Origin of the sequence: Pseudoalteromonas sp. S4492, assembly GCF_005886115.1 — a bacterium.
Taxonomy (GTDB): domain Bacteria; phylum Pseudomonadota; class Gammaproteobacteria; order Enterobacterales; family Alteromonadaceae; genus Pseudoalteromonas; species Pseudoalteromonas gelatinilytica.
In genome coordinates this window covers 50,732-73,793 of record NZ_PNCP01000006.1, presented here as the reverse complement: position 1 = coordinate 73,793, position 23,062 = coordinate 50,732, and the positions used below count along the sequence as shown (strand labels likewise).

The window sequence follows — 23,062 nt, the reverse complement described above, 5'->3', positions numbered from 1 at the left end:
TAGTTAGCTCGGTTTTTTATTGGTTAGTTTTACTTATTACTCGTTAATTTTAGCTTTAAGTGATTGTGCTTCTTCTTGCACTTCCTCTGGGCCATTGGCAATAACATCTTCAATGGCTTGCAGTGCTGCATCAAAGTCATCTATTTCGATATATGCTCGTGCTAAATCCAGTTTTGCTGAGTAACCACCACTTTCGGCATCAACATCAGTTGGGTTATCGCCGGCAAGTAAATCATTAAAATCACTTAACCCTACATCCATATCAATATCATCATAAGGTTCATGGTCGAGTGCTTCATCATCACTTTGCTCAAGTAACGAGTCGATATCGACAAACTCATCATCAGAAGGTTGTTGCGCTTGTTGCGCCTCTTCTATGTGCTCTACTTCAGGTTCAACTGGTTGCTCGCTTTCACCCTGTAAATCTTCATTTAACAGTGCATTAAAATCAACATCGAACTCACTGGCATCACTGATATCTGCTTCGTCTGGCTCTGCTAATTCATTTAACAGCGCATCAAAGTCGGTTTGAGTTAAGTCAGCCATAAAATCATCATCGATTTCATCGTCTGACATTTCACTCAAGTCAGTCTCATCGGCTAAATTTGACTCTAAATCAGCAATTGTTTGCTCAGCTGCTGTCGTATCATCAAGCTCAATATCGTCTAATTCGAATTCTGGGAAATCCTCTAATTCGTCTTGACTATCAGCCACTTCAGCATCAATCGGCTCTTCAATCGGTTGTACTGATGGCGCTTCGTTTTCTGAAGAAGAGAGTAAATCATCTTCAGGATCAAGCATGTCTTGTTCTGTAAATTCATTATCAAGCAAGATATCATCATCAAAATCATCGTCTAGCTGATCAAGTTCATTACCTGCTGCTAAAGAATTTGCAAGGTCTTGCTCCGCTTGGCTTAACTGTAATGGCGAATCAGCATCTAATTCTTCAGAAGCTTGTTCATCAGAGTCATCTAACTCAAAACCAGCTTCATCTAGCTCAAGCTCTGGGTACTCTTCTAACTCTTGGCTAGGCGTTACCGTATCTTGCTGCAGAGGCTCTTCTTCGCCTGCTAAATCAAACTCATCCGTTAAGTCTTCATCGGCTAGCGGATCATCGCCTAAGTCAATTTCAACCTCTTCAATATCTTGTTCAGGCTCATCAATTGACCAATCTGGTGCTGCGACATAATCGTCTTCTTCATCGATTTCACTTAATAACTCATCGACGCTTTTCAGTGATGGATCATCAAATTCATCAAGACTGTCATCTTCATCTAATAGCTCGTCGCTATCTTCGTTAAATTCATGATTTAGTGCCTCATCAATATCAACTTCGTCAGTATCATCTGCTTCATCTACTAACTCTGAGGCAACTGATTCAACATTTAAGTCATCTATTACTTGATCCGCATCTGCTAAATCTTCAAGAGACTCTTGCAGGTTTTCATCATGCTCAGTATTGATGTTTTGCTCGTGGCTTAAATCAGAAATTTGCGCTTCGGTATCTTGTTTCAGCTCATTTGTTTGTTGAATAAGCTCTTCAAGCTCGTCTTCAGAGTCTGAATCGTGTTCATCAATAGAATCCTCTTCTAATAATGAATCAATATCAGTCACATCTAATTCATCATCTTGCTCAAGCATGTCTTGAATATCATTGTCATCAACATCTAAGCCATCTTCATCCAAGAGTTCAGGCTCTTGCGGCTCTGCACCAACATCGTCAAGAAGTGAGTCGATATCATTAGTATCGAAATCATCACTTAGCTCATCTTCGTCGATTAAATCGTCTGCGCTTGGCTCTTCTGTTAGCTCTTCAGTTAACTCTTCAACAAGCTCTTCAGGTTCTTGTATCTCTTCAAGCTGTTGATCATCTTGAGCTTCATCTAAGAGAGAATCAATGTCACCCACATTAAGGGCATCATCAAGCTCATCTTCGTCGATTAAATCGTCTGCGCTTGGCTCTTCTGCTAATTCTTCAGTTAATTCTTCAACAAGCTCTTCAGGTTCTTGTATTTCTTCAGGCTGATGCTCTTCTTGTGCTTCATCTAAGAGTGAATCAATGTCATCAACATCAAGGGCATCATCAAGCTCGTCTTCGTCGATTAAATCGTCTGCGCTTGGTTCTTCTGTAAACGCTTCAACAAGCTCTTCAGATTCTTGTATTTCTTCAGGCTGTTGCTCTTCTTGCGCCTCATCTAATAATGAATCAATGTCATCAACATCCAGGGCATCATCAAGCTCGTCTTCGTCGATTAACTCATCTGCATTTGGTTCTTCGACTGATGCTTGTTCTTCTTGAACGTCATCTAATAACGAGTCAATGTCATCAACATCCAGCGCATCATCAAGATCATCATTTTCTAATGTATCGTTCTCTTCAGCTGCTGGCTCTGCTACTTGTGCTTCATCAATTAAGCTATCGATATCAAGATCATCTTCATCAATGAGTTGATCTGCATTTGGTTCTTCGACTGATGCTTGTTCTTCTTGAACGTCATCTAATAACGAGTCAATGTCATCAACATCCAGTGCATCATCAAGATCATCATTTTCTAATGCATCGTTCTCTTCAGCTGCTGGCTCTGCTACTTGCGCTTCATCAATTAAGCTATCGATATCAAGATCATCTTCGTCAATGAGTTGATCTGCACTTGGTTCTTCGACTGACGCTTGTTCTTCTTGAACGTCATCTAATAACGAGTCAATGTCATCAACATCCAGCGCATCATCAAGATCATCATTTTCTAATGCATCATTAAGATCTGAGGATGGCTCTTCGGTTTGCGCTTCATCAATTAAGCTGTCGATATCGAAGTCATCTTCGTCAATAAGTTCAGCTTCAACGTTCGTGGCTGATGCGTCATTATTTTCATCAAGTAAATCATCGATATCGTCTAGATTAACGTCTTGATTAGAATCAGTATTGTTTTGCTCATCAATTAAGCTATCAATGTCAAAATCATCTTCCGCGTCATCTTCTGCCAGCTCTTCACTAAGTGCTGCCATTTCATCATTCGCGTTATCTAATGAGTCATCGTCAGTATCAAAAAGGTCGTCAATGTCATCAGCACTTAAAATATCACCAGACAAATCTGCCTGAGGCTGCTCAACATCTAGGTCTATTTCATCACCTAAACTGTCATCATCAGTTTGATCGAAATCTTGCTGTAAAAATGCATCTAAATCATCATCGTCGCCAGCCATAGTTGATGATTCATCATTAAATTCGATGTCATCACTTAATAAACCCTCTAACTCATCTTGGTTTAAAATACTGTCATCTTCATCAAAGCTATCATCAATACTGTCGTCGAAAATAATGTCGTCATCTGGCAGCATATCTTGATCTAAGTCATCATCTAAACGCACACTTAAATCATCGTGGTCTTCAATTGGATCAGGTACTAGAGGGTCGCTTTCGACCATAGGTTCTAAATCGTCATTAGCCTTAAACGTTGGGCTTTGAGGTAAAAACTCATCGTCATCGCTGGCACTCGTATCATCACTAGGGCTATTGCGTTTTTTCAAAAACATTACAACGGCAGCAATGATCAGTAATGCAGGAATAAACATTAATGCACCGAGAACAAATGGATTACTCAGTAAATTCGAAAAGTTAAACCCACTGTCCTCTTCAATCTTTTTTGCTTTTTGCTGCTCGATAATTTCATTTTGTTTAGTTATCAGCTCTTTCAGCTGTTTTTGAATTTCACTGTCTTGGCCAAGCTGATCGCGAACAGTTTCAAGCTCTTTAGAAATACCGGTAAGTTGCTTTTTGAGCTTGTTGTTCTCAGCTAAGATTTCTTCAACGTTTTCAACCGATGATTTAAACTGCTTTTGAAGCTCTACTAGTTGCGTGCCCTGCTCTGTTTTAATGGTGTTGATTTCTTGTTTAAGCTCTTGTTTTGCTTCGTCTACATCAACTTTGCGAGCTTGAGTTACTTTCTTTTGCGATTCATTAATTTCAGCAGTGGTCAGTGTGCCGTTTTTCTTTTTCTCCCAAAGCTCATCATCTTGTTCAGAACGTGCTTTTGCTAGCGTCGGATTGACCGCACGCATCTCTGAAATCGTTGGGATTTTTAGGTATGCGCCATCACGCATGTGATTCAAGTTTTGGTCTAAAAATGACGATGGGTTTTTGTCATACAGAGCTTGCATGACCTGATAAATACTGACAGAGTTGTCTGGACGAATTTTAGCGGCAATGCGCCATAGTGTATCGGTCGGCTTAATCGGACCAATTGAGCGCCCCTGCGCACCGTAATCGACACCTTTAGGGCCTTTAAGTGTGGAGCCTTCATCAGAGTATGTCGGTGTTACCACCAATGCAGACGCTAATATGAAGAGTGTTGCTAAACCGCGCATGCTGATCCTTTATGTTTTAAATGTTAACGCAGCAACCTTGGTTGCTTAAACATCAAGTAATTCTTGCAGAATTGATTCTTAATTATGCTTTCTTGCAAGCTCTATTCCAGCTGCAAACTATAACTTAGTTGCCTTGCAATATCTATTGCAACACCTTGATAGTAAATAGCTTAAATATTAGCGGCTGAGAGACTTTTTTATTGTTATCGTTAAGTTTATACGCTTTTACAACGTATGCGGCAATAATTTGGCAGTGAATTCACAAAAAAAGCGGCAAATTGCCGCTTTCTGTCAAATTTAGCTCAGCCTAAATCATCAGATTTATAAATAATTTGCGATTAGCTCTTCAGCAATCTGCACACTATTTGTAGCTGCACCTTTGCGCGTATTATCACTTACAACCCACATATTTAAACCATGTGGATGCGAAATATCAGCACGTAAACGACCTACGTATACAGTATCGTTACCACTTGCATCTGACACAGCCGTTGGGTAATCAGCTAAGTCTTCAATAAACTCTACACCAGGTGCATCGTTTAATAGCTGTTTAACATGTTCGATATCTACTGGCATACGCGTTTCAATATTAATCGCTTCACTGTGACCAAAGAACACGGGAACACGAACACAGGTAGGGTTAACCACAACACTGTTATCACCTAAGATTTTTTGTGTTTCGTTAACCATTTTCATTTCTTCGCGGGTATAACCGTTATCTTCAAAGCTGTCGATTTGTGGGATCACGTTAAAAGCAATTTGTTTAGGGAAAACGGCATTATCCATTGGGCGAGCATTCATTAAGTTTGCTGTTTGCTTGGCTAGTTCATCAACCGCTTCTTTACCCGCACCCGATACGGCCTGATATGTTGATACGTTAATGCGGTCAATACCATAAGCATCATAAATTGGTTTTAACGCCACCAGCATTTGAATCGTTGAACAGTTAGGGTTTGCAATGATGTTGCGATTTCTGAAATCCGCCAAGCTTGATGCATTCACTTCAGGAATAATTAATGGTACATCGTAGTCATTACGAAAGTGTGAGGTATTATCAATTACGACACAGCCTGCTTCTGCCGCAATCGGTGCGTATTTTTCAGAGACACTGCCGCCTGCTGAAAATAAACCAATATGAGCTTGGCTAAAATCAAACTCTTCGACATCGATTACTTCAATGCTCTCACCGCGAAATTGAATTTCTTCGCCGGCACTACGGCTGCTCGCGAGTAAAAATAATTGGTCTACCGGAAACTTACGATCTTCTAAAGTTTCGATAATTTGACGACCCACTAAACCTGTGGCACCTAAAACGGCTACATTAAATTTTTGCGACATGTGTTTTCCTCTTTTGAATAAAGCAAATGGCTTTATTCGTTAATTCTAAATCCCAGTGCAGCTAATGCGCCTTCACATGCACTGTTTGCAGCCACAGACAACGTACTAAACTCGCGTCGTGGCGGGTAATTCTTACGTAAACTATCAAAGCCTTCGCTTGCTAATTTACTTCGTAGAATGCCATCGTCGCGACGCACATCATAAATTAAGTGCACCAAGCGACCTATATCGTCAAGGTTAAAGGTTTCACCTAGCGTGACAGAGTGGCTAATTGGCTCAGGCAAAAAGTCGTCCAGAGACTTAAGCGCTGCGATACCTTCAAGCTCACACACTTGCTGATACAGTATTTGTGTACCGCGGGCTTTGCCTTCAAGTGTATGCCCTGCAATATGCACACTGGCATAACGCACATATTCAAGCAGAGGAGTCAGTATATTGGGTTCGTTTTCCCAAACATCAAGCACACAATCTAATTTTGCGCCTTGCTCAAACAATGCTAGTAATGCTTGGTTATCAATCACATCACCTCGGCTTGCATTGATAATCGTCATACCCGGCTTAAGTGCTTTTAAGCGTGTTTCGTCTAGCATGTGCAAGGTTTTATGTGGCCCTTGCTTAACTAATGGCACGTGAAAAGTCACAATATCAGCTTGAGCTAGTAATGTGTCTAACTCAATATGCTCTGCAAGCTCACCGGCTTCATATTTAGGTGGATCACATAACAGCACATTCATGCCAAGCAAGCTTAACTTATCACGTAAACAGCTACCTATACTGCCAACGCCCACTATGCCGATGGTTTTGCCTTGTAATGAACTGGCGTTTTCTTGGCTCAAGGCATATAAGCTACTAATTACATATTCCGCTACCGCCACAGCATTACACCCTGGGGCGCTGCTAAATGCGATATTTCGCTCAGCAAGTAACTCGGTATCAATGTGATCAACACCTATGGTTGCTGTGCCCACAAATTTTAATTTATCTGCTTGAGAGAGTAAGGCTTTATCTACATTAGTAACTGAACGGGTTAACAAAATATCGACCCCGACTAGCTGCTCGGGTTGAAGATTACGGCCATCAAATCGCTCAACATCACCAAAATCGGCAAAGTACTGCTCAACCAATGGCATATTTTGATCTGCAAGAATTTTCATTTGTGTGTCCGAGAGGCAGAAAGTGGCGCTATTGTAGCGAATTTATCAGTATTCGGATAGGTAACAACTAAGACGATTTTGGGGTAATTTATAACAAATGAAAAAGCCGAGCTATTGCTCGGCTTTAAGCAAATACTGGAGAGGTTTAACCTTTATATTTGCTCATTACTAATGTGGCGTTAGTGCCACCGAAACCGAAGCTGTTAGACATAACTGTATTTAGTTCAACGTCTTTACGCTCAGTTACAATGTTTAGACCTGCAGCTTGCTCATCTAGTTCATCAATGTTGATAGATGGAGCAACAAAGTTATGCTCAAGCATTAACAGCGAGAAGATTGCTTCGTGAACGCCTGCTGCACCTAAAGCGTGACCTGTCATCGCTTTGGTTGCACTGATCATTGGCGAGTTACCACCAAATACTTCTTGAATAGCACCAAGCTCTTTCACATCACCAACAGGCGTTGAAGTACCGTGAGTATTTAAGTAATCAATACCGCCTTCAAGACCTTGCATTGCTTGCTTCATACAACGTACAGCACCCTCACCTGATGGAGCTACCATGTCGTAGCCGTCAGATGTTGCACCGTAACCTGTGATTTCTGCATAGATGTGCGCGCCACGAGCAAGTGCATGCTCAAGTTCTTCAACAACAACGATACCGCCACCAGCAGAGATAACAAAACCATCACGGTTTGCATCATAGGTACGTGATGCTTTCTCTGGTGTTTCATTGTACTTAGTAGACAATGCACCCATTGCATCGAATTCCATTGCGAGTGTCCAGTGAAGCTCTTCACCACCACCTGCAAAGATGACGTCTTGCTTGCCTAATTGAATTTGCTCAACCGCGTGACCGATACAGTGTGCAGATGTTGCACAAGCTGAACTTAGCGAGTAGTTAACACCTTTGATTTTAAATGGTGTTGCAAGACACGCCGAAGTCGTGCTCGCCATAGTACGTGGTACCATGTAAGGACCAACACGTTTTACGCCTTTTTCACGTAAAATGTCAGCGGCTTCAACTTGCCACTTAGATGAACCACCACCTGAACCCACTAATAAACCAGTGCGCTCGTTTGAAACTTGATCTTCACTAAGGCCTGCATCTTCAATCGCTTGTGCCATAGAGATATAAGCGTATGCCGCTGCATCGCCCATAAAGCGCATTGCTTTACGATCAACAAACTCTTTAACATCAATATCGATTTTGCCAGATACGTTACTACGTAGGTTGTAGTCAGCAAACTCTTGGTTGAACGCGATACCACTACGGCCTTGTTTTAATGATTCTAATACTTCTTCTTTGTTGTTACCGATGCTTGAAACAACACCGATGCCCGTAATAACGGCTCTTCTCATGGGTAATTACCTTAGCTCTATACTAAATTGTGTTCTATTTTACGCTGAAATTACTCTCGAAGTGGTCAGCTTTCTAGCGTACACATGTACTCTGAATGTCTAGCTTATAAATAACGCCAGACTATTTCAAAGAAAACACGTAAAATAATGAAAAAAAGTTTGTAGTTAATTAGTTAAACCATGATCAAAAACGCACATATTCATTTTAATCACCTTGGTACCCCTGTCGCCGATCAGTTTGACGATGTTTATTTCTCTAATGATGATGGCTTAGCCGAATCACATTATGTGTTTTATCAACAAAACCATATCCCGCAACGATTACAAAATCATGACCGTAACCACTTTGCCATTGCTGAAACAGGCTTTGGTACCGGGCTTAACTTTTTAAATACATGGCAACACTTTGCAGCTCACCTTGATAGGCAGCATGCAGAGCAAGAAGTTCAAAATCAACACGACCATAGTGGTAAAAAAAGTGTTACCCGCCTGCACTTTATCTCTTTTGAAAAGTTCCCTATTAAGCGTGATGACCTCGCTCAAGCACTCAAAGCCTGGTCTAATTTAACTGAATATAGTGAGCAACTAATTGCTCAATACCCAATTAATTTGGCCGGCTGCCATCGCCTTGAATTTGCTGGCGGCAAACTAGTACTCGACCTTTATTTTGGTGACGTACAAGACAGCATTGATGCCATGAGTTACCCAAGTGAAGGAGTTGTCGATGCGTGGTATTTAGATGGTTTTGCTCCAAGCAAAAACCCAGATATGTGGCAACAGAGTTTGTTCAACAAAATGCGGGCTATCTCTAGAGCAAATGCCACACTCGCCACTTTTACGGCCGCAGGCTTTGTCAGAAGAGGACTCATCGAAGCAGGCTTTAGCATGAGTAAAGCTAAAGGCTATGGTAAAAAACGCGAAATGCTGATTGGCGAGCTAACTGAGCCTAATGAGCAACAATCAGGGCCAGCGTACTTTGCTCATCAGCAAAGTGAATTGAGTAATGTGGCTGTTATTGGCGGTGGTATTGCCAGTAGCAGTGTACTGTATTCACTGGCAAAAAGAGGCCTAAAAGCCACGCTTTTTTGCCAAGATGAAGCGCTTGCCATGGGCGCTTCTCACAATGTACAAGGGGCTGTTTATCCGCATTTGCAAGCGAAGAACTCACCGCACAGTGAAATGTTCGCTCATAGTTTTTTATATGCGATGCGTCTTTACCAACAATTACTTGATGATGGTTTTGACTACCCCCACCAGTGGTGTGGTGTATTACAACATGCGGTTAAACAAGGCCTAGCTGATAAACATCAAAACCTTGCCGATAAAGAACTTTGGCCAGCTGAATTATTGCGGAATGTAAGCGCCGAAGAAGGCGACGAAATTGCCGGCGTGGAAACGGGTTATTCAGGTGTGTTCTTTGCAAAAGGCGGCTGGGTAAATCCACCAGCCCTGGTTACAGCACTCTTTAATGCAGCAAATTCGTTAACTGCGACTACCAATAATAAAATGGACAGTCACTTTAATTGCCATATTGAAAAGCTCGAGAAAACCGCTGATGGCTGGTTATTACACACAAAAGAGCAAACATTCGGACCATTTAGCGATGTGATTAATTGTGCAGGTGAACACAGTGACCAGTTTAGCCAAACTCACGCACTGCCTGTTGTTGGTGTGCGCGGCCAAGTCTCGCATGTGCAAGCAAGCGAGCAGTCAAAACGCCTAAAGACAGTGCTTTGCCATAAGGGCTATTTTACTCCTGAATATCATGGCCATCATTGTATGGGCGCAACCTTTGAAAAAAACTCAAAAAGCCGTGAAGTTAAAGAGCAAGACAACCATACCAATCGCGAACAACTATTAAGTTTTTACACAGACAGCGAGTTTGCAACGACCTTAGGTGAAATAACAGCGGCAAAAGCAGCTGTAAGATGTACCTTCATCGACCATCTACCTATGGCTGGTGAGTGGGCTGAACAACGTGATTATATAAGTGCGTTTGCTAATTTAAGATTAGGTAAGCGATATCAGTACCAAGCGCTATCGAAACCTCAGCAAGGCTTGCATCTTCTCACTGGCTTTGGCGCAAGAGGCCTGTGCAGTGCCCCTCTATGTGCTGAGCATTTAATTGCTTGTTTAAACGATGAACCAAGACCATTTAGCGAACGCGTGAGCCAAGCTATCCACCCCGGCCGTTTTATTGTTCGCGACCTAATTCGCAATAAAATTTAAGGACAGGATGGGGCTTTAATTAGCCCCGTTATTTTCTTGATTACAATTTCGTTTTTAGTTTCCCCTTTAAAAATATATTCACACCCCAAGCTCTTTAGTAACACAGCAATTAGAAGGAGTTTGATATGAAGACCTTAATCATTGGCGCAACGGGTCAAATAGGTAAAATGACCACCGAAAAAATGCTGGCCAGCGGTCATGATGTAGTGGCTTTAGTTCGAGACAAAAGCAAGCTGAGTGCGCTTGAAAGTAATCATTTAACGATTGTAGAGCAAGACCTCGAAAACGATTTTAGCCGTGCCTTCGAAGGGGTTGAACAAGTGATTTTTAGCGCAGGTTCTGGCGGCGCTACGGGTGCAGATAAAACCTTACTGATAGATTTATGGGCCGCAGTCAAAGCGATTAATTATGCGGTAGATGCCAAGGTTAAGCACTTTATTATGGTCAGCTCCATTGGTGCTGATGCCCCAGATAATATTGAAAGCAGTATAAAACCATATTTAGTTGCAAAACATATGGCTGACCAACATTTAATCAATAGCGAATTAAATTACAGCATTGTCAGACCTGGCACGCTATTAAATGATGCAGCAACGGGGCTATTAACCACCACGCGCCCTGCAACGCGCCAAGATGCGGTGATCAACCGTGAAGATGTAGCAGACACCCTGCTATACCTTGCTGAACGTACACCGAAAAAACCGCAAGTGTTTGAATTGTTTAATGGTGATAAGTCAATCGACAACCTACTAAGCGATTGATTAGGTATGAATACGTATGCATAAGAAATAAGATTGAGAAAGCGCGTAAAGCACTTTAGTTTATTGTTTACATAATAATAACAAAGGTGCTTTATGCGTCATTTTGCTTTTCTTTTTTGCTTTACTTTTACGTCGGCTTGTTTTGCCGCACCGGTAAAAGTTCAAAGTTACAGTGGCGATACCTCCCTTCCCCACAAATTATTGATCAGCGCCATTGAACGGGCTGACTTAGAGTATGTTCACCCTTACGAAACCAATAAAGATATCTCTAACGCACGTATCTTAAACGATGTAAAAAACAACCAGCTGGATGTGATGTGGAGCATGACATCCACTCAGTTAGAGCAAGATTATCAAGCCGTTTATATCCCCTTATTTCGTGGCTTACTTGGCATGCGAGTAGCAATAGTGAAAGCACAAAACCGCGAACTGTTTAGCTCGGTAACTAGCTTACAAGATTTAAAACGTTTCACCGCTGGGCAAGGTAAAACCTGGCCAGATACGAAAATATTAAAAGCAAATCAACTACCCGTTGTTACCACATTAAAATACCCTAACTTGTTCCCAATGCTTGAAGGCGAACGCTTCGATTACTTCCCGCGAGGGGTGAATGAACCTTGGGATGAAATTGCCAATCACTCAGAGCTTAACCTCACTGTAGAGCCGCATTTGGTGATTAAGTACACCGCACCACTTTACTTTTTCGTCAACAAAAACAACCACACACTTCATAAACAGCTAAATGATGCGCTAAACGAGATGATTGCTGATGGTACATTTAACGCCATGTTTTTGGCAGACAGCCAAGTACAAACGGTTTTATCAAAAGCCAACTTAAGCTCGCGTCGCGTTATTGAGCTAGATAACCCAACGTTATCGTCGAACACACCTAATAAAAATAGCCCTTTGTGGTTTAACCCATTTCAATGAGCGCACAATGAAATCATTAAAATATAAAATGACCTTGGCACTGTCTTTGTGCCTTTTACTGAGCGTGATCTTCGTGATCAGTGCAAACTATCTGCTCGCAAAGTCGAGTCAAACACAACAATGGCAAGACGACATCACGGCTCTCAATGAGCAAATGCAGGTTATTTTAGCCGAGCCAGTATTCTCTTATGATGAACCGTTAATCAATCAGATTATTAAAGCCTTTTCGCAAAACAAACATGTACATAGCATTTCAGTGACAGATCATCGCAATAAGCCACTTGCTTCTATCACTAAACAAGGCAATAGCACATCGGTTAGCAAAACTATTGATTTGCACTATTTAGATAATTTAATTGGTCACATAAAAATTGGTTACTCACAAAAAGCACTGCATAGCACCATTGCTGAGTCGACACGTACCATGTTTATTACCTTGCTGGTCTCTTTTATCACCTTAGGGGCGGTGATTATTTATATCGTGCGGCTATTAGTGATAAAACCAATCGATAGCGTAAATAGCCTTGTTGATGAAATTGTCAAAGGTGAAGGCGACCTTACAAAACGTATTAGCTATCAATCTAATGATGAAATAGGCTATTTGGTCGATGGTTTCAATCGATTCATAGCGCAAGTGCAAGAAATAATTACAGAGCTAGGCATTACAGCCAGTGAGCTTGAAATGATAGCCAGCACAGTAAACGAAGCATCTGTGCGCTCTAAAAACGAAGCCGAGCTTGAATATAACCGCACTGATTCAGCAACCAATGCGCTTAGTCAGTTAAGTGAAGCAACCAAAGAGATTGCACAAGGAGCCAATCAAACTGCACAGCAAACAACCGACGTACATCGCTTATGCCAACAAGGCGAACAAAATATGAATGCCAATGGCAACATGGTTGATGAATTAGCTGCACAACTCGACCATACATCAAACGTAGTTAAACAACTAAACGCCAGTAGTAATGAAATTAGCCAAGTGCTCGATGTTATAAAAAGTATTGCTGAGCAAACCAATTTACTGGCTCTAAATGCTGCTATTGAAGCGGCTCGTGCTGGTGAATCAGGCCGTGGCTTTGCTGTAGTAGCCGATGAAGTAAGAGCGCTTGCCAGTAAAACCTATGATTCAACGTCTGAGATTGAGTCGATTATTGTATCGCTACACAACAATACTTCTGATTGTGTAACCGCAACTGAGCAAAGTAAGTCACTCAGCGATAAAGTGAGCCAAGCAAATCAAAAAAGCCAAGCGGTGTTTAAAGATATTGCTAAACAAATCAATACCATTAATCAAATGAACGAGAGCGTTGCAGCAAGTTCTGAAGAGCAAACCAGTGTGACCGCTGATATCTTAAATACCATGCAGCTTATTAACCAAGGCGCTAAGAGCCTATCGCAAGAAGCTCAGCACCTCGATAACACCATAGGCCAGCTCAATGAACTAGAACGTGGCATTGTTGCTAAACTGGGTTTGTTCAAATACTAAAAGCCATAATTCCCTGCCACGCAAGTTGCAGGGAAAGCACCGTTAACACTAAACGAAAAATCTTTTTAAATTTATCTGACGAAATGCGGTGCAATAACTTAAGGCCAAGCCAAGTACCTAAAGCACCGCTCATTATCATGAGCATAACCAGCGGCAACCACTGCCAAAATGCAAAACCCACAGTCCCATATAAAATCGCTTTTAAGGTATGTTGTACTGTCATGCAGCTTGAAAAAGTAGCGGTAAATTTAAGCTTATTATAATTATTGACATATAAGCAGCTGCCAACCAAAGGCCCACTTGCCCCTACAAACATCGAGATAAACGTGGTCCAAAGCCCTGCGAGAACGCGCCATAACTTTGAGGTTTCTCTGAGCTTTGGCGTCACACCCCACAGTAAATAAAGCACAAAGGCAGCGACCACTATTTTCATTAATTCAAGGGGAATTGATGTTACAATCGTTGAGGCAACCAGCGCACCTAAGACTCCCCCTAAAGAAAAGTACACAAACATTGCACCATCAATATGTTTATACGTGAACAAAAAGCGGTTTGCATTAGAGCCTAACTGCACTAACCCATGGACAGGAATAACCACACTCATAGGAAGCATAGATGCCATGATCACCAGCAGCATTAATCCGCCACCCGCACCAAAAGCTGCTGAAATCATTGAAGTAAAGCCCGCAACCACAATGAGCATGATTGTGCTGATCGGACTTAATAAATCTCCACTCAAAAACTGCCAACTGATCAAATCCATTGTTACGCTTTAAATAGTGTGTTTGATATAACGCTACCATGACTCACCACTATTAGCGATATATTGGAAAATAGTTTCGACTAAAAGACCATATCAACCAAAAGAGAAGTGCCCCTAAATTTACAACTGGTCAGACTTGTTGTTTATTTTGTTAAACCGATGGTATATAACTATGCCCATAACACAATAAAATTGAAGGCACAGCATGACACTGATGAATGTAAGTACACAAGGATCTGTTGCTATCTTAACTATGACAACAGCTGAAAATCGCCATAATCCTGCTTTTGCAGAGGCTTTTTTAACTTGCCTTGACGAAATCGAACGTAATCCTGAACACAAAGCACTCGTGATCACTTCAAGCAGCGAGAAATCATGGAGTTTGGGCATAGATACCGATTGGCTTATGCCGGCATTAAAAACACAAAAATTTGCTGAAGTAAGTGGCTTTATGCACTCAATGGATGCGGTATTTAAACGCCTATTACTCTTCCCAATGCCAGTAATTGCAGCAATTAATGGCCACGCGTTTGGTAATGGTGCAATTTTATCGTGCGCCTGTGATTTTAGGTTTATGCAAAGCGACCGTGGTTTTTTCTGCTTCCCAGAAGTTGACTTATCAATCCCGTTTTTACCGGGCATGCTCGCCTTCATTAAAAAAGCTATTCCAGACTATCGTTTTAACGAGATGATGCTAACAGGCCGCCGCGTTACCGCAGGCGAACTTGCCACGGATCATGTTATTGAACAAGCCTGCCCAAACAAAGAAGCTTTATTTAATACCGCCCTCGAATTTGCCAGCCAGTTCGATAAAAAACGCGCAATTTTCGCCGAGCACAAAAAGCGCCTACACAAACACATCATCGACACCATTGATATAGAAAACAAACCGATTATTGATGCCGTTCAGTTGATTGTTTAGGAAACAAACGCTGTTACTGGACAAAGGTGTCTTCAAGTTGAAGGCACCAAAAATTACACAAAGTAACTAGCAGTAATACAAAAACAACTTAAAGTTCTAAAACCAAACCCGTAAAGTATTTAAATTAGATCTAATAAAAAGAAACTAAATATCTTTAAAAAATTTCTAGCTGCACCATAAATATTGCGTATTTTAAAACCAAAATGCCTCAAAAACTTGAATCCCCCTTATTTTAAGCAAAGCTTTATCTCATGCAGTTAATTTTTTACCTCGCTATATGTAGTTAGTATAAATTAGTAAAAAGTATTAAGGAGATAAATATGAGATATGGAATATTATTAGTCTTATTAACATTCTGTGGTTGCACGACTAATCACTTCTCAGAAGCTATTTTATATAAGCAAAAAAGTAATAATATCTACGAAATCCCATCAACCGGAAATAATCCAATTTACGTCGACACTGATTCTGTATTTCAATTAAAAATTGATTACCTTCAGCCTGGCTGGATCCATAACGGTGAGTCAAGTCCTACCTTAGACGATGATAAATATAAAGGATTCGAAAAAAAAATAACCTCCCACCTTTTCGGGAAAGAGCTTTGGCTCTTAACAAGGATTGAGAGTTTGTCAGCAGAAGATGTATTAGAGAGACAAAGCAAGACCTACTACAAAACGACAAACATAAAAATAAACTCAGAATCTTATGCTAAAGTGGCATTAGATACTTCTGAGAAAATTGTTTTTACTCATGGTGCAGATAACCCTTATAGGATTACATTCAAATTATATGAGGTTGAAGGGTTTGATTTAAAAAAAGCTGCTGTAAGAGCTTACGATGACAGCCCTGGTTTAGCTGGCATTTTTATTACAATAGGCCAAACAATTAGCTCTACTTTAGGCAGTTTAGCAGGCTCAATTGTTACTGACCTTTGGAAAAGCGCATCTGAAGAGCAACTTTTCATAGAAAGGATTTTACTTGAAAACGATGCAACTCTGGAGTTTCAAGGCACTATACATATACTCAGGAAAGATGGTGTCCTTGGTGTAAACCTTCCCTTGAAGAGAACTTCTTATGTGCTATACGACAAGTTTAAGTCCGAAGGCTGGGATACTAATTATTCAGATAAATCAAGCTATGAAAAAATGAAAATGGAGAAAGATACAGACATCGATATTAGCCAACAATTCGCCAACAAGATTGATAAACGCTCCTATATAAAACTAGAACTGACAGAAGCTATATCAGGCCCAGCAACAGAGGGGTTAAAAGCAAATGGGTTTATTTCTACTCAAGAGCATATATCGTTTATTAACTCTATTAAAGTGGATTAGTCAAATGGCAAATCATTTTTAATTCGAAGTAAAATTGCATTTTTATAAATATTTTAGGCAATAAAAAAGGCCGCTCTGAGAGCAGCCTTTTTCATATTTGGTGGAGCTGGGGGGATTTGAATGAGCGTCCAACCCCAAACTTTAAAGGGCTATAGCAATGCTAGTGTATTTATTGTGTAGTTCCTTTTTTAGGGTTGTCCGTTAATTTTAAATATAACCATGAAGGGAAAACTTTACTTTGTTGTCCCATAATATATTTTAAGGTTCTCATGAAATCAGCTATCGAGCAATCAAACTAATGATAGAAATTCTGTAACTGTGACATGTAAGGCTGGATTCTACTATTTTACAATAGTCAACAAGTAACACAGTTTGGCCAAAAGAGTCACACAGTTTTCAAACTCAAACATGGGTTATACCCGCTAAGGTAGAACCCATGTTATTGAGCTTCGATTTTTCCCCACAACATAGTCGTAGTTGAAAAATAGGTTTCACTGTTATTTTTATTATTTCAAAGATTGTATTTAAATAATCAACTAAACGCCAAAGCAACTACGACGACACCAAAGTAACTATGATGACACCAAAGTAACTACGACGACACCAAAGCAACTGCGACGACACCAAAATAGGAATTTGTTTATAAAGCATGGTAGATAGTTTTTCGATTTTTACCCACCTCAAGGTCGTAGTTGAAAGAAGGAATATTGCTCATTCACAATAATGTAAATAAGCACTATTGCGGCAGAAATTCAGTCACAACACTGCTTATTTACACTATTACGAACAATGTGAAATATTAAATAAGTAACAAGTGAGAGCATTTTGAACACTCTTAAGCCTGGTTAATAAACAGGTATTCACAAGCGATAGTTTTCGTTATATCCCCAACGTTTCGTCGTAGTTAAAAATACCTATTTATTAATTACTTATATAAATAAAATACCATATACTAAAACCTAAATACGCTTGATAAAACTTGGGGAAATAATGCTGACTGTTTACGTTGATATGGATGATGTTCTTTGTGATTACTCAACTAAGATCTGTGAGAAAAAAGCTAAATCGTCAGCTACTCCATATCCACAAAGTGAACCTGGTTTTTTTAGAAGCCTAGAGCCTATAGAAGGTGCTTTAATCGCTATAGGACAGTTAAGGTCTCGAAAAGATATTGATTTGTATATTTTAACAGCCCCGTCTACCAAAAATCCTCTGTCCTACACAGAGAAAAGGTTATGGATTGAAGACAAATTTGGATATGAAATGACCTCTAACTTAATCATTTGCAGTAATAAAGGGCTTCTCAAGGGTGACGTCCTAATTGATGACCATAGCAATGGGCGTGGGCAAGAGCATTTTGAGGGAAAGCTAATTCACTTTGGGCAGAGCGACTACCCAAATTGGGAAGCTGTATTAGAATATTTTACAGCTCAATTCTAAGCATAGCGAAATAAGTTAAACTTAATCAGTTTTATCGTTCTTTTTAACGTTATGTATAGAGTATAAAACCGTGAAGGTTAAGATTAGTGCAGGAATAAACCAAAGCAATTCAATAGACATTTTCATCCCTTAGAGCTTACTTTTTCATCGTTACTGATTGAATTCATGGTGTCCACACTCTTTTTTGTCAGTAAATAATATGCATGACAAACACAAACAATCGTAATAATGAACGCGAGAAGAATATAGATACCTAGTGTCACAGCACTTTCCTCACCTCAGCTTTGTTATAGTGAAATACTAACTATTAGTAAGTAACAAATATACTCAACAGCAGCCAAATAGCAATTACTTCCTCTAAATCAGATAACGTTACCGTTTACATCAACGAGAGTTATCGCATCGATATCATAAATTCCCAGTTCTACGTCTTTGTAACGAACATCATCTGAGACTTGGTAAACAAGTCGCCAATTTAAACCTTTAGTATTTACTGGGTAATAGCCAGTTGCTACCCACTTATTGCCTCTAGCATCAACAGCAACAGACCCTGGTGTAAATCGCTCAGCGGTGTTGTTTAAGCTATCTACCCATTGAGTTTCAGTTTTATAACCTGTTACAACATAGCCTCCGCCCTTGGCCGCATTATTAAGGTTGGTATCTCGATACTTTTGTGTTGCTAAATACTCTGGATCGACACAAAGGTTGTCATTTTCGCGCAGAGCTAGGAATTGAATTTCCGATGATGAAGCTATGGTTAACCCATATTTATCTTCAATTTTATTGTTGAGTTTGCTTATCGTTTCACGTAATGGGATTTCGTCAATAGTTGGTAAATCATGAAGGTAATCCCACATGTTTTTCTGTATTTTATAGTGATCATGCTCATCACTAATAATCCACCGTCCATTCTCATCATACAGCGCTTGAACGATCAGATAAATATCATGTTTGGCAGCTAAAGTTCGACTACTTAAACTTAACTCAACATGGCCGTCTATGAGGTAAAATGCACAAAATCTTGGTTTCGGACAATTAGACTGTTGCTTATTCTCAATGTGCTCGAAATTATTCAAGGGACTACTACTCGCATGACAAAGTAAACTAAAACATATTATTCAAAAACACGTTTCCAAAATACAATAAACAGCTTTTCCTGCACTAACCACTTAACCTAAAGAAACAATGTTCATATTCGCATCTATTTCAAACTTGAAGCGACTTTTAATCCAGTGGGGTATCGACAAGTCATGTGCTGGTTTAATAAGAAATAACTCTTCTTGACTATAACTGTAGTCAGGATCATCTTCGAATATGATTAAGTCGATCTCTGCTTCTTCACAATAATATTGCTCCAAATCATCTGTCGAAAGTTTTGAAACGATATCGGTATATGTCGAGTCACTGTAGCTAACTGCCCACCTCACATAGAAATTTGATGTAACCATTTTCATCCTCTAATCAATTTATGCATGTAAAAGATTAAACGAAAAAAGGTTTCCGAAATACATGAAAATGCCCACCAAAAGGTGGGCATCAATCTATGTGGTAACAGCTGTACTATTGTTAGATTAAGTTTGCTGTTAACTTAATTTATGACCATGAAGGGAAAACTTTGCGTTGTTGCCCCAATCACATATTTAAAGGTTCTCAAAAAAATCAGCTATCGAGCAATTAAACAAATGATAGAAATGCTGTAACTGCCCTGACTGCAATACATGCTCTCTGATGAGGCTTTTTAACTGCCTGAGCACATAAAAGTTAGACTGAACAAAGACATTGGTTATCGGTCTATGCTCTTCAGGCAGCAATTCAAACATTCCTGCACTCAATACAATGAATTCTTGCGACATAACATAATTACGTACGTAGTAAATGTATTCTGTCCCCTTTTCATAAAGGGCAATATAGTCTTCATCGCTGGCAATACTTGGTTGCTTTTCTGTTAGCTCGATTGATTTTAAGTTAGTGTTCACTGTGGTCTCCTAAATTTTAATAACCTCAGAAGTACCTAGCTCCACTACCAGAAAATTTAGTGCTATTTTTCTTTTATATACTTGGCTTCAAGTGTCTTTTTGATCACATAGTAAACCAATAAAAAGACCAGCACTGTACCTGCCCCAACGCCCGCGATAAACATTAAATCAATCATTACGCATCCATTTTGTAGTCATCTTTAGAGTCTAGTGGTGTATTACACCACTGCCAAAACGTTTGCTTATTTTGTTTACACTCTTTGTAGACTCTGATGGCCTCATATATGACGTAGCTTAAAAACAATACCCATTCCATATATTTACTCTTCTTAGCTTTTACTTGGCTTTTTGACTTTAATGAAAAAAACTTAGAATCAAAGCGCTTTATAAATTTTCCTCAGCCTGCTCCTTGATATCAACTGAAGCAAATTAAAAGGAGAAAGCTTTATGAAGAGTAAACCATTAAAAGGCTCATATATGTGCTTTTTAAATGAAGAACTAGGTCGAGCTATTGCGATAACTCAACACTCAATCGATGCACAAAACCTAACGAGTAAAAACCTATATAAGTTGGACTGGTATCGTATGTTTGATTATCAACTTGATCACCTACACCCAGCTGAAAAAGACGCACTGGCAAGAATTGCGAAAATATTAGCTGAACTAGCCCTTGAGACCCAAGTTTACGATTCTAGAAAAACTAACTTGCACCAACTCATCATTACTTTGGATGAATGTGATAGCAATCAAGAGGCTTAATTCTCTGGTGCCGAACTTAATTACTCATGAGGTTTATCAACTAAGGACTTACCCCATGAATAACAAGACAGAAAATGATCAAACACCTTTTATTCATTTATTTACGAGGAAAACTCGAACGCCTGAGCATTGGGATGATCGGTTTAGGGTGTGCTGGTATTTTGATTCAGATTCACTGGACTATATTTACGAGCACAAAAATGAGCGCTTTCAAACCAACGGCTTTGTATTATCGAAAGGCTTAGTAGAGCAACTACCTGAAGAGTTGCAATCAAAGTTTTTTGAGGCAAATGAGCGAGGGCTAATTTTCTCGGTTTTCGGCTCAATTATGCAAAAATATCTAGCTGAAAATGTCACAGATGAAGAGCTGTTCTCTATATTTGGAATATCAAAGAAACGTTGCTTTAGCTCCGAGGCATATGATGAATTTGAAGAAATGATCGATTTTTTCTAAGGGCTGGCTATCAGCCCTTTTTTATTCATTCACAGTTTCAAACTCAAACAACACCAAAAAACTTCTCTCAATACGGCACTAGTTATATTTAAGTGCAGGAACCAAAAACTAACTTTTCTCTATGTCGCTGCCATGCTTTTTTAATGCAGCGGCGAACGTATTGAAAATTTGATAAACCTCAGATCGAATTTTTCCGTTGGTTCGACAAGCAATGAGGTTGCTTGTTAAGTATTCAGGATTATTCAATATGAATAATTTTGAAAGCTGAATGCTAAGGTCAAAATTAAGAGGGGCTATACGCCCCACAGGTCAATCTGTATGTGAAATACCAAGCACTACCCCAGCATCTTTAAATCCATCTAAACGCAGCCGCAAAACAGTGTCTGATGACGACTCTGCCAATGCTGTCAGTTCATCTACCTTTTCTAAATAGCCTTTTATATTAATTTCTGGAGCGTTTGTTTCAAAAGTGAGTTTACGCCCATAGTTAAACATTAACTCATAAATATGGCTGCACTCGTGAGCTTTAAATTTTATATTGTTTTTTAAAATATCAACTTGTTGGTTGGTGAAGCCAAACTTAGAAGTGGTAAAAATACGCTGATGAGTTTTCTCAACCTGAGTTAGGAACCGTTGCCGATGGCTGTACATATATACTTGGCTATACAGACCATCTTTCAAATGAAGCTGCTGATGATATTTATCTAATATTCGTTTGCGAAGCTCACCGTTGCCTTTGTTTTTAGAGTTCGATGTTTCCATTTCAATAGCAACATTGGTCATTGTTCCTGCAAGCCTAACAATACCGTCAACCAATCGTTCATCATTCTTACGTTGCTCTAAGCACAACGCTAGCTCACGCTCAGTTATCAAACCATCTATTTTGTTATCGCGAATTAGGTTTATCACCACAAGCTGAATACTGAGATCATGAACCAAGTTGCGTTCATTGATCCGACTAACATCTGATTTCAGATGCAAATCTTGTTGTAAAATAAATTCAGCACGTCGAAAACCTTCGCTCGTTAATACAATAAACCCCTGGTCGGTATTACCGAACGTTTGGTGAACATGCAAAAGCCCTTTACGTTTCATTCTATTAATGAGTTTATTAACGGCTTCCCGATTTATACATAATAATTGCTGAACTACCGTTTTACTGCTCATGCCGAATCGACCAACCCAGCTAATAACAGCATCCTCTCGGACAGAGCCGAGTTGTGCTGGATTAGTAATGTCTGGCATTTCAAAATAAGCTAACGTTAGCTGTAAGTATTTATCGACTTGTCTCATGTTTCATCCTTGTTTTATTTAATCCAAATTAACAAGGTTCAAACAATACGAATTATTAGCACAGGCTTAGCATATGCCTTGCATCATGCTAGGGCTTTGCCTTGCTAAGCAATCTGCTTAACAAACTCAATTTATCCAAATTAAGAAGAACTTCGTTCTTTTAGTAAATCTCTTACACGCCAGTGTTTACGCGACTTGTCGCTACACTGGCTCTTCGCACTTCGTTTGTCGGTATTAGATTTACTCGGAGTCAGCTACCGCTGATCAAGCGCCTTCTCACCCGCCATTGTCCAGGGGAGAGGCATAAATGCACCTGTCCAATTCGGTGCCGCCTTGCGGCTTGGCTGGCTACCACTTAGCTTCGCAGTGATAACCAGTTTTGCTTAAGCAAAACTCGTACGCGCTTGATCTGCGATGCTGACTCCGGCTCCGCTGCCATGACAATTTCATTGCCACAACAACTGCGCGATTTACTGTTGAGCTTCGCTCAAGCTTTTA

Annotated in this window: 18 protein-coding genes; 9 read left to right on the top strand and 9 right to left on the bottom strand. The window is 39.9% G+C overall.

Annotation, left to right across the window (positions count from 1 at the left end):
* Positions 1-36 precede the first annotated feature (36 nt).
* The 4 genes from CWC28_RS02745 to fabB all read right to left on the bottom strand — a co-directional run bounded on the left by CWC28_RS02745 (position 37) and on the right by fabB (position 8,217).
* Positions 37-4,365 (bottom strand): FimV/HubP family polar landmark protein, encoded by a 4,329-nt coding sequence (locus CWC28_RS02745; protein ID WP_138624694.1) that lies wholly within the window; start codon positions 4,363-4,365, stop codon positions 37-39.
* A gap of 321 nt (positions 4,366-4,686) precedes the next feature.
* Entirely contained in the window at positions 4,687-5,703 is a 1,017-nt protein-coding gene (locus CWC28_RS02740; RefSeq protein ID WP_063701954.1) for an aspartate-semialdehyde dehydrogenase, read from the bottom strand.
* A 32-nt stretch (positions 5,704-5,735) separates the two neighbouring features.
* Positions 5,736-6,857: a 4-phosphoerythronate dehydrogenase gene (locus tag CWC28_RS02735; RefSeq protein ID WP_138624693.1), complete on the bottom strand. Its 1,122-nt coding sequence runs from the start codon at positions 6,855-6,857 to the stop codon at positions 5,736-5,738.
* Positions 6,858-7,002: 145 nt separating this feature from the next.
* Positions 7,003-8,217, bottom strand: a complete 1,215-nt coding sequence (gene fabB, locus CWC28_RS02730; RefSeq protein ID WP_105174600.1) for a beta-ketoacyl-ACP synthase I — start codon at positions 8,215-8,217, stop codon at positions 7,003-7,005.
* 180 nt (positions 8,218-8,397) lie between these two features.
* Here fabB and mnmC point away from each other — a divergent pair, with 180 nt between their 5' ends.
* The 4 genes from mnmC to CWC28_RS02710 all read left to right on the top strand — a co-directional run bounded on the left by mnmC (position 8,398) and on the right by CWC28_RS02710 (position 13,623).
* Positions 8,398-10,446 carry a bifunctional tRNA (5-methylaminomethyl-2-thiouridine)(34)-methyltransferase MnmC2/FAD-dependent 5-carboxymethylaminomethyl-2-thiouridine(34) oxidoreductase MnmC1 gene (gene mnmC / locus CWC28_RS02725; protein ID WP_138624692.1) on the top strand — a complete coding sequence of 683 codons (2,049 nt, stop codon included), beginning with the start codon at positions 8,398-8,400 and terminating at the stop codon, positions 10,444-10,446.
* Positions 10,447-10,571: 125 nt separating this feature from the next.
* Positions 10,572-11,207 carry an SDR family oxidoreductase gene (locus tag CWC28_RS02720; RefSeq protein ID WP_138624691.1) on the top strand — a complete coding sequence of 212 codons (636 nt, stop codon included), beginning with the start codon at positions 10,572-10,574 and terminating at the stop codon, positions 11,205-11,207.
* A gap of 93 nt (positions 11,208-11,300) precedes the next feature.
* Positions 11,301-12,137 carry a substrate-binding periplasmic protein gene (locus CWC28_RS02715; protein WP_063701965.1) on the top strand — a complete coding sequence of 279 codons (837 nt, stop codon included), beginning with the start codon at positions 11,301-11,303 and terminating at the stop codon, positions 12,135-12,137.
* A 7-nt stretch (positions 12,138-12,144) separates the two neighbouring features.
* Entirely contained in the window at positions 12,145-13,623 is a 1,479-nt protein-coding gene (locus tag CWC28_RS02710) for a methyl-accepting chemotaxis protein (protein WP_138624690.1), read from the top strand.
* Here the strand turns inward: CWC28_RS02710 and CWC28_RS02705 are convergent.
* On the bottom strand, positions 13,613-14,386 hold the full coding sequence (locus tag CWC28_RS02705) for a sulfite exporter TauE/SafE family protein (RefSeq protein WP_063701971.1): 774 nt from the start codon (positions 14,384-14,386) through the stop codon (positions 13,613-13,615). The two genes, CWC28_RS02710 and CWC28_RS02705, sit on opposite strands and share 11 nt — an antisense overlap.
* A gap of 205 nt (positions 14,387-14,591) precedes the next feature.
* Between CWC28_RS02705 and CWC28_RS02700 the strand changes: the two genes are divergently transcribed.
* The 3 genes from CWC28_RS02700 (at position 14,592) to CWC28_RS02690 (ending at position 18,082) form a co-directional block, all read left to right on the top strand.
* The gene (locus CWC28_RS02700; RefSeq protein WP_063701973.1) at positions 14,592-15,308 is read left to right on the top strand and encodes an enoyl-CoA hydratase/isomerase family protein; all 717 of its coding nucleotides are present in this window, start codon (positions 14,592-14,594) and stop codon (positions 15,306-15,308) included.
* A 320-nt stretch (positions 15,309-15,628) separates the two neighbouring features.
* Positions 15,629-16,642: a hypothetical protein gene (locus tag CWC28_RS02695; protein ID WP_063701975.1), complete on the top strand. Its 1,014-nt coding sequence runs from the start codon at positions 15,629-15,631 to the stop codon at positions 16,640-16,642.
* Between the two features lie 990 nt (positions 16,643-17,632).
* Entirely contained in the window at positions 17,633-18,082 is a 450-nt protein-coding gene (locus tag CWC28_RS02690; RefSeq protein ID WP_212746793.1) for a 5' nucleotidase, NT5C type, read from the top strand.
* Positions 18,083-18,444: 362 nt separating this feature from the next.
* Here CWC28_RS02690 and CWC28_RS02685 read toward each other — a convergent pair whose 3' ends face one another.
* The 3 genes from CWC28_RS02685 to CWC28_RS02675 all read right to left on the bottom strand — a co-directional run bounded on the left by CWC28_RS02685 (position 18,445) and on the right by CWC28_RS02675 (position 20,058).
* Complete coding sequence (locus CWC28_RS02685; protein WP_138624689.1) at positions 18,445-19,158, bottom strand: hypothetical protein; 714 nt, start codon at positions 19,156-19,158, stop codon at positions 18,445-18,447.
* Between the two features lie 93 nt (positions 19,159-19,251).
* Positions 19,252-19,509 carry a hypothetical protein gene (locus CWC28_RS02680; protein WP_138624688.1) on the bottom strand — a complete coding sequence of 86 codons (258 nt, stop codon included), beginning with the start codon at positions 19,507-19,509 and terminating at the stop codon, positions 19,252-19,254.
* A 213-nt stretch (positions 19,510-19,722) separates the two neighbouring features.
* A complete protein-coding gene (locus CWC28_RS02675) occupies positions 19,723-20,058 on the bottom strand; it encodes a hypothetical protein (RefSeq protein WP_036967286.1) in 336 nt (111 codons plus the stop codon).
* Between the two features lie 447 nt (positions 20,059-20,505).
* Between CWC28_RS02675 and CWC28_RS02670 the strand changes: the two genes are divergently transcribed.
* Together CWC28_RS02670 and CWC28_RS02665 are read left to right on the top strand one after the other, a co-directional pair.
* Positions 20,506-20,817, top strand: a complete 312-nt coding sequence (locus tag CWC28_RS02670; RefSeq protein ID WP_138624687.1) for a hypothetical protein — start codon at positions 20,506-20,508, stop codon at positions 20,815-20,817.
* A gap of 55 nt (positions 20,818-20,872) precedes the next feature.
* The gene (locus CWC28_RS02665) at positions 20,873-21,271 is read left to right on the top strand and encodes a hypothetical protein (RefSeq protein ID WP_055196952.1); all 399 of its coding nucleotides are present in this window, start codon (positions 20,873-20,875) and stop codon (positions 21,269-21,271) included.
* Positions 21,272-21,580: 309 nt separating this feature from the next.
* Here the strand turns inward: CWC28_RS02665 and CWC28_RS02660 are convergent, their stop codons facing one another.
* The gene (locus CWC28_RS02660; protein WP_138624686.1) at positions 21,581-22,564 is read right to left on the bottom strand and encodes a hypothetical protein; all 984 of its coding nucleotides are present in this window, start codon (positions 22,562-22,564) and stop codon (positions 21,581-21,583) included.
* Positions 22,565-23,062: the final 498 nt, after the last annotated feature.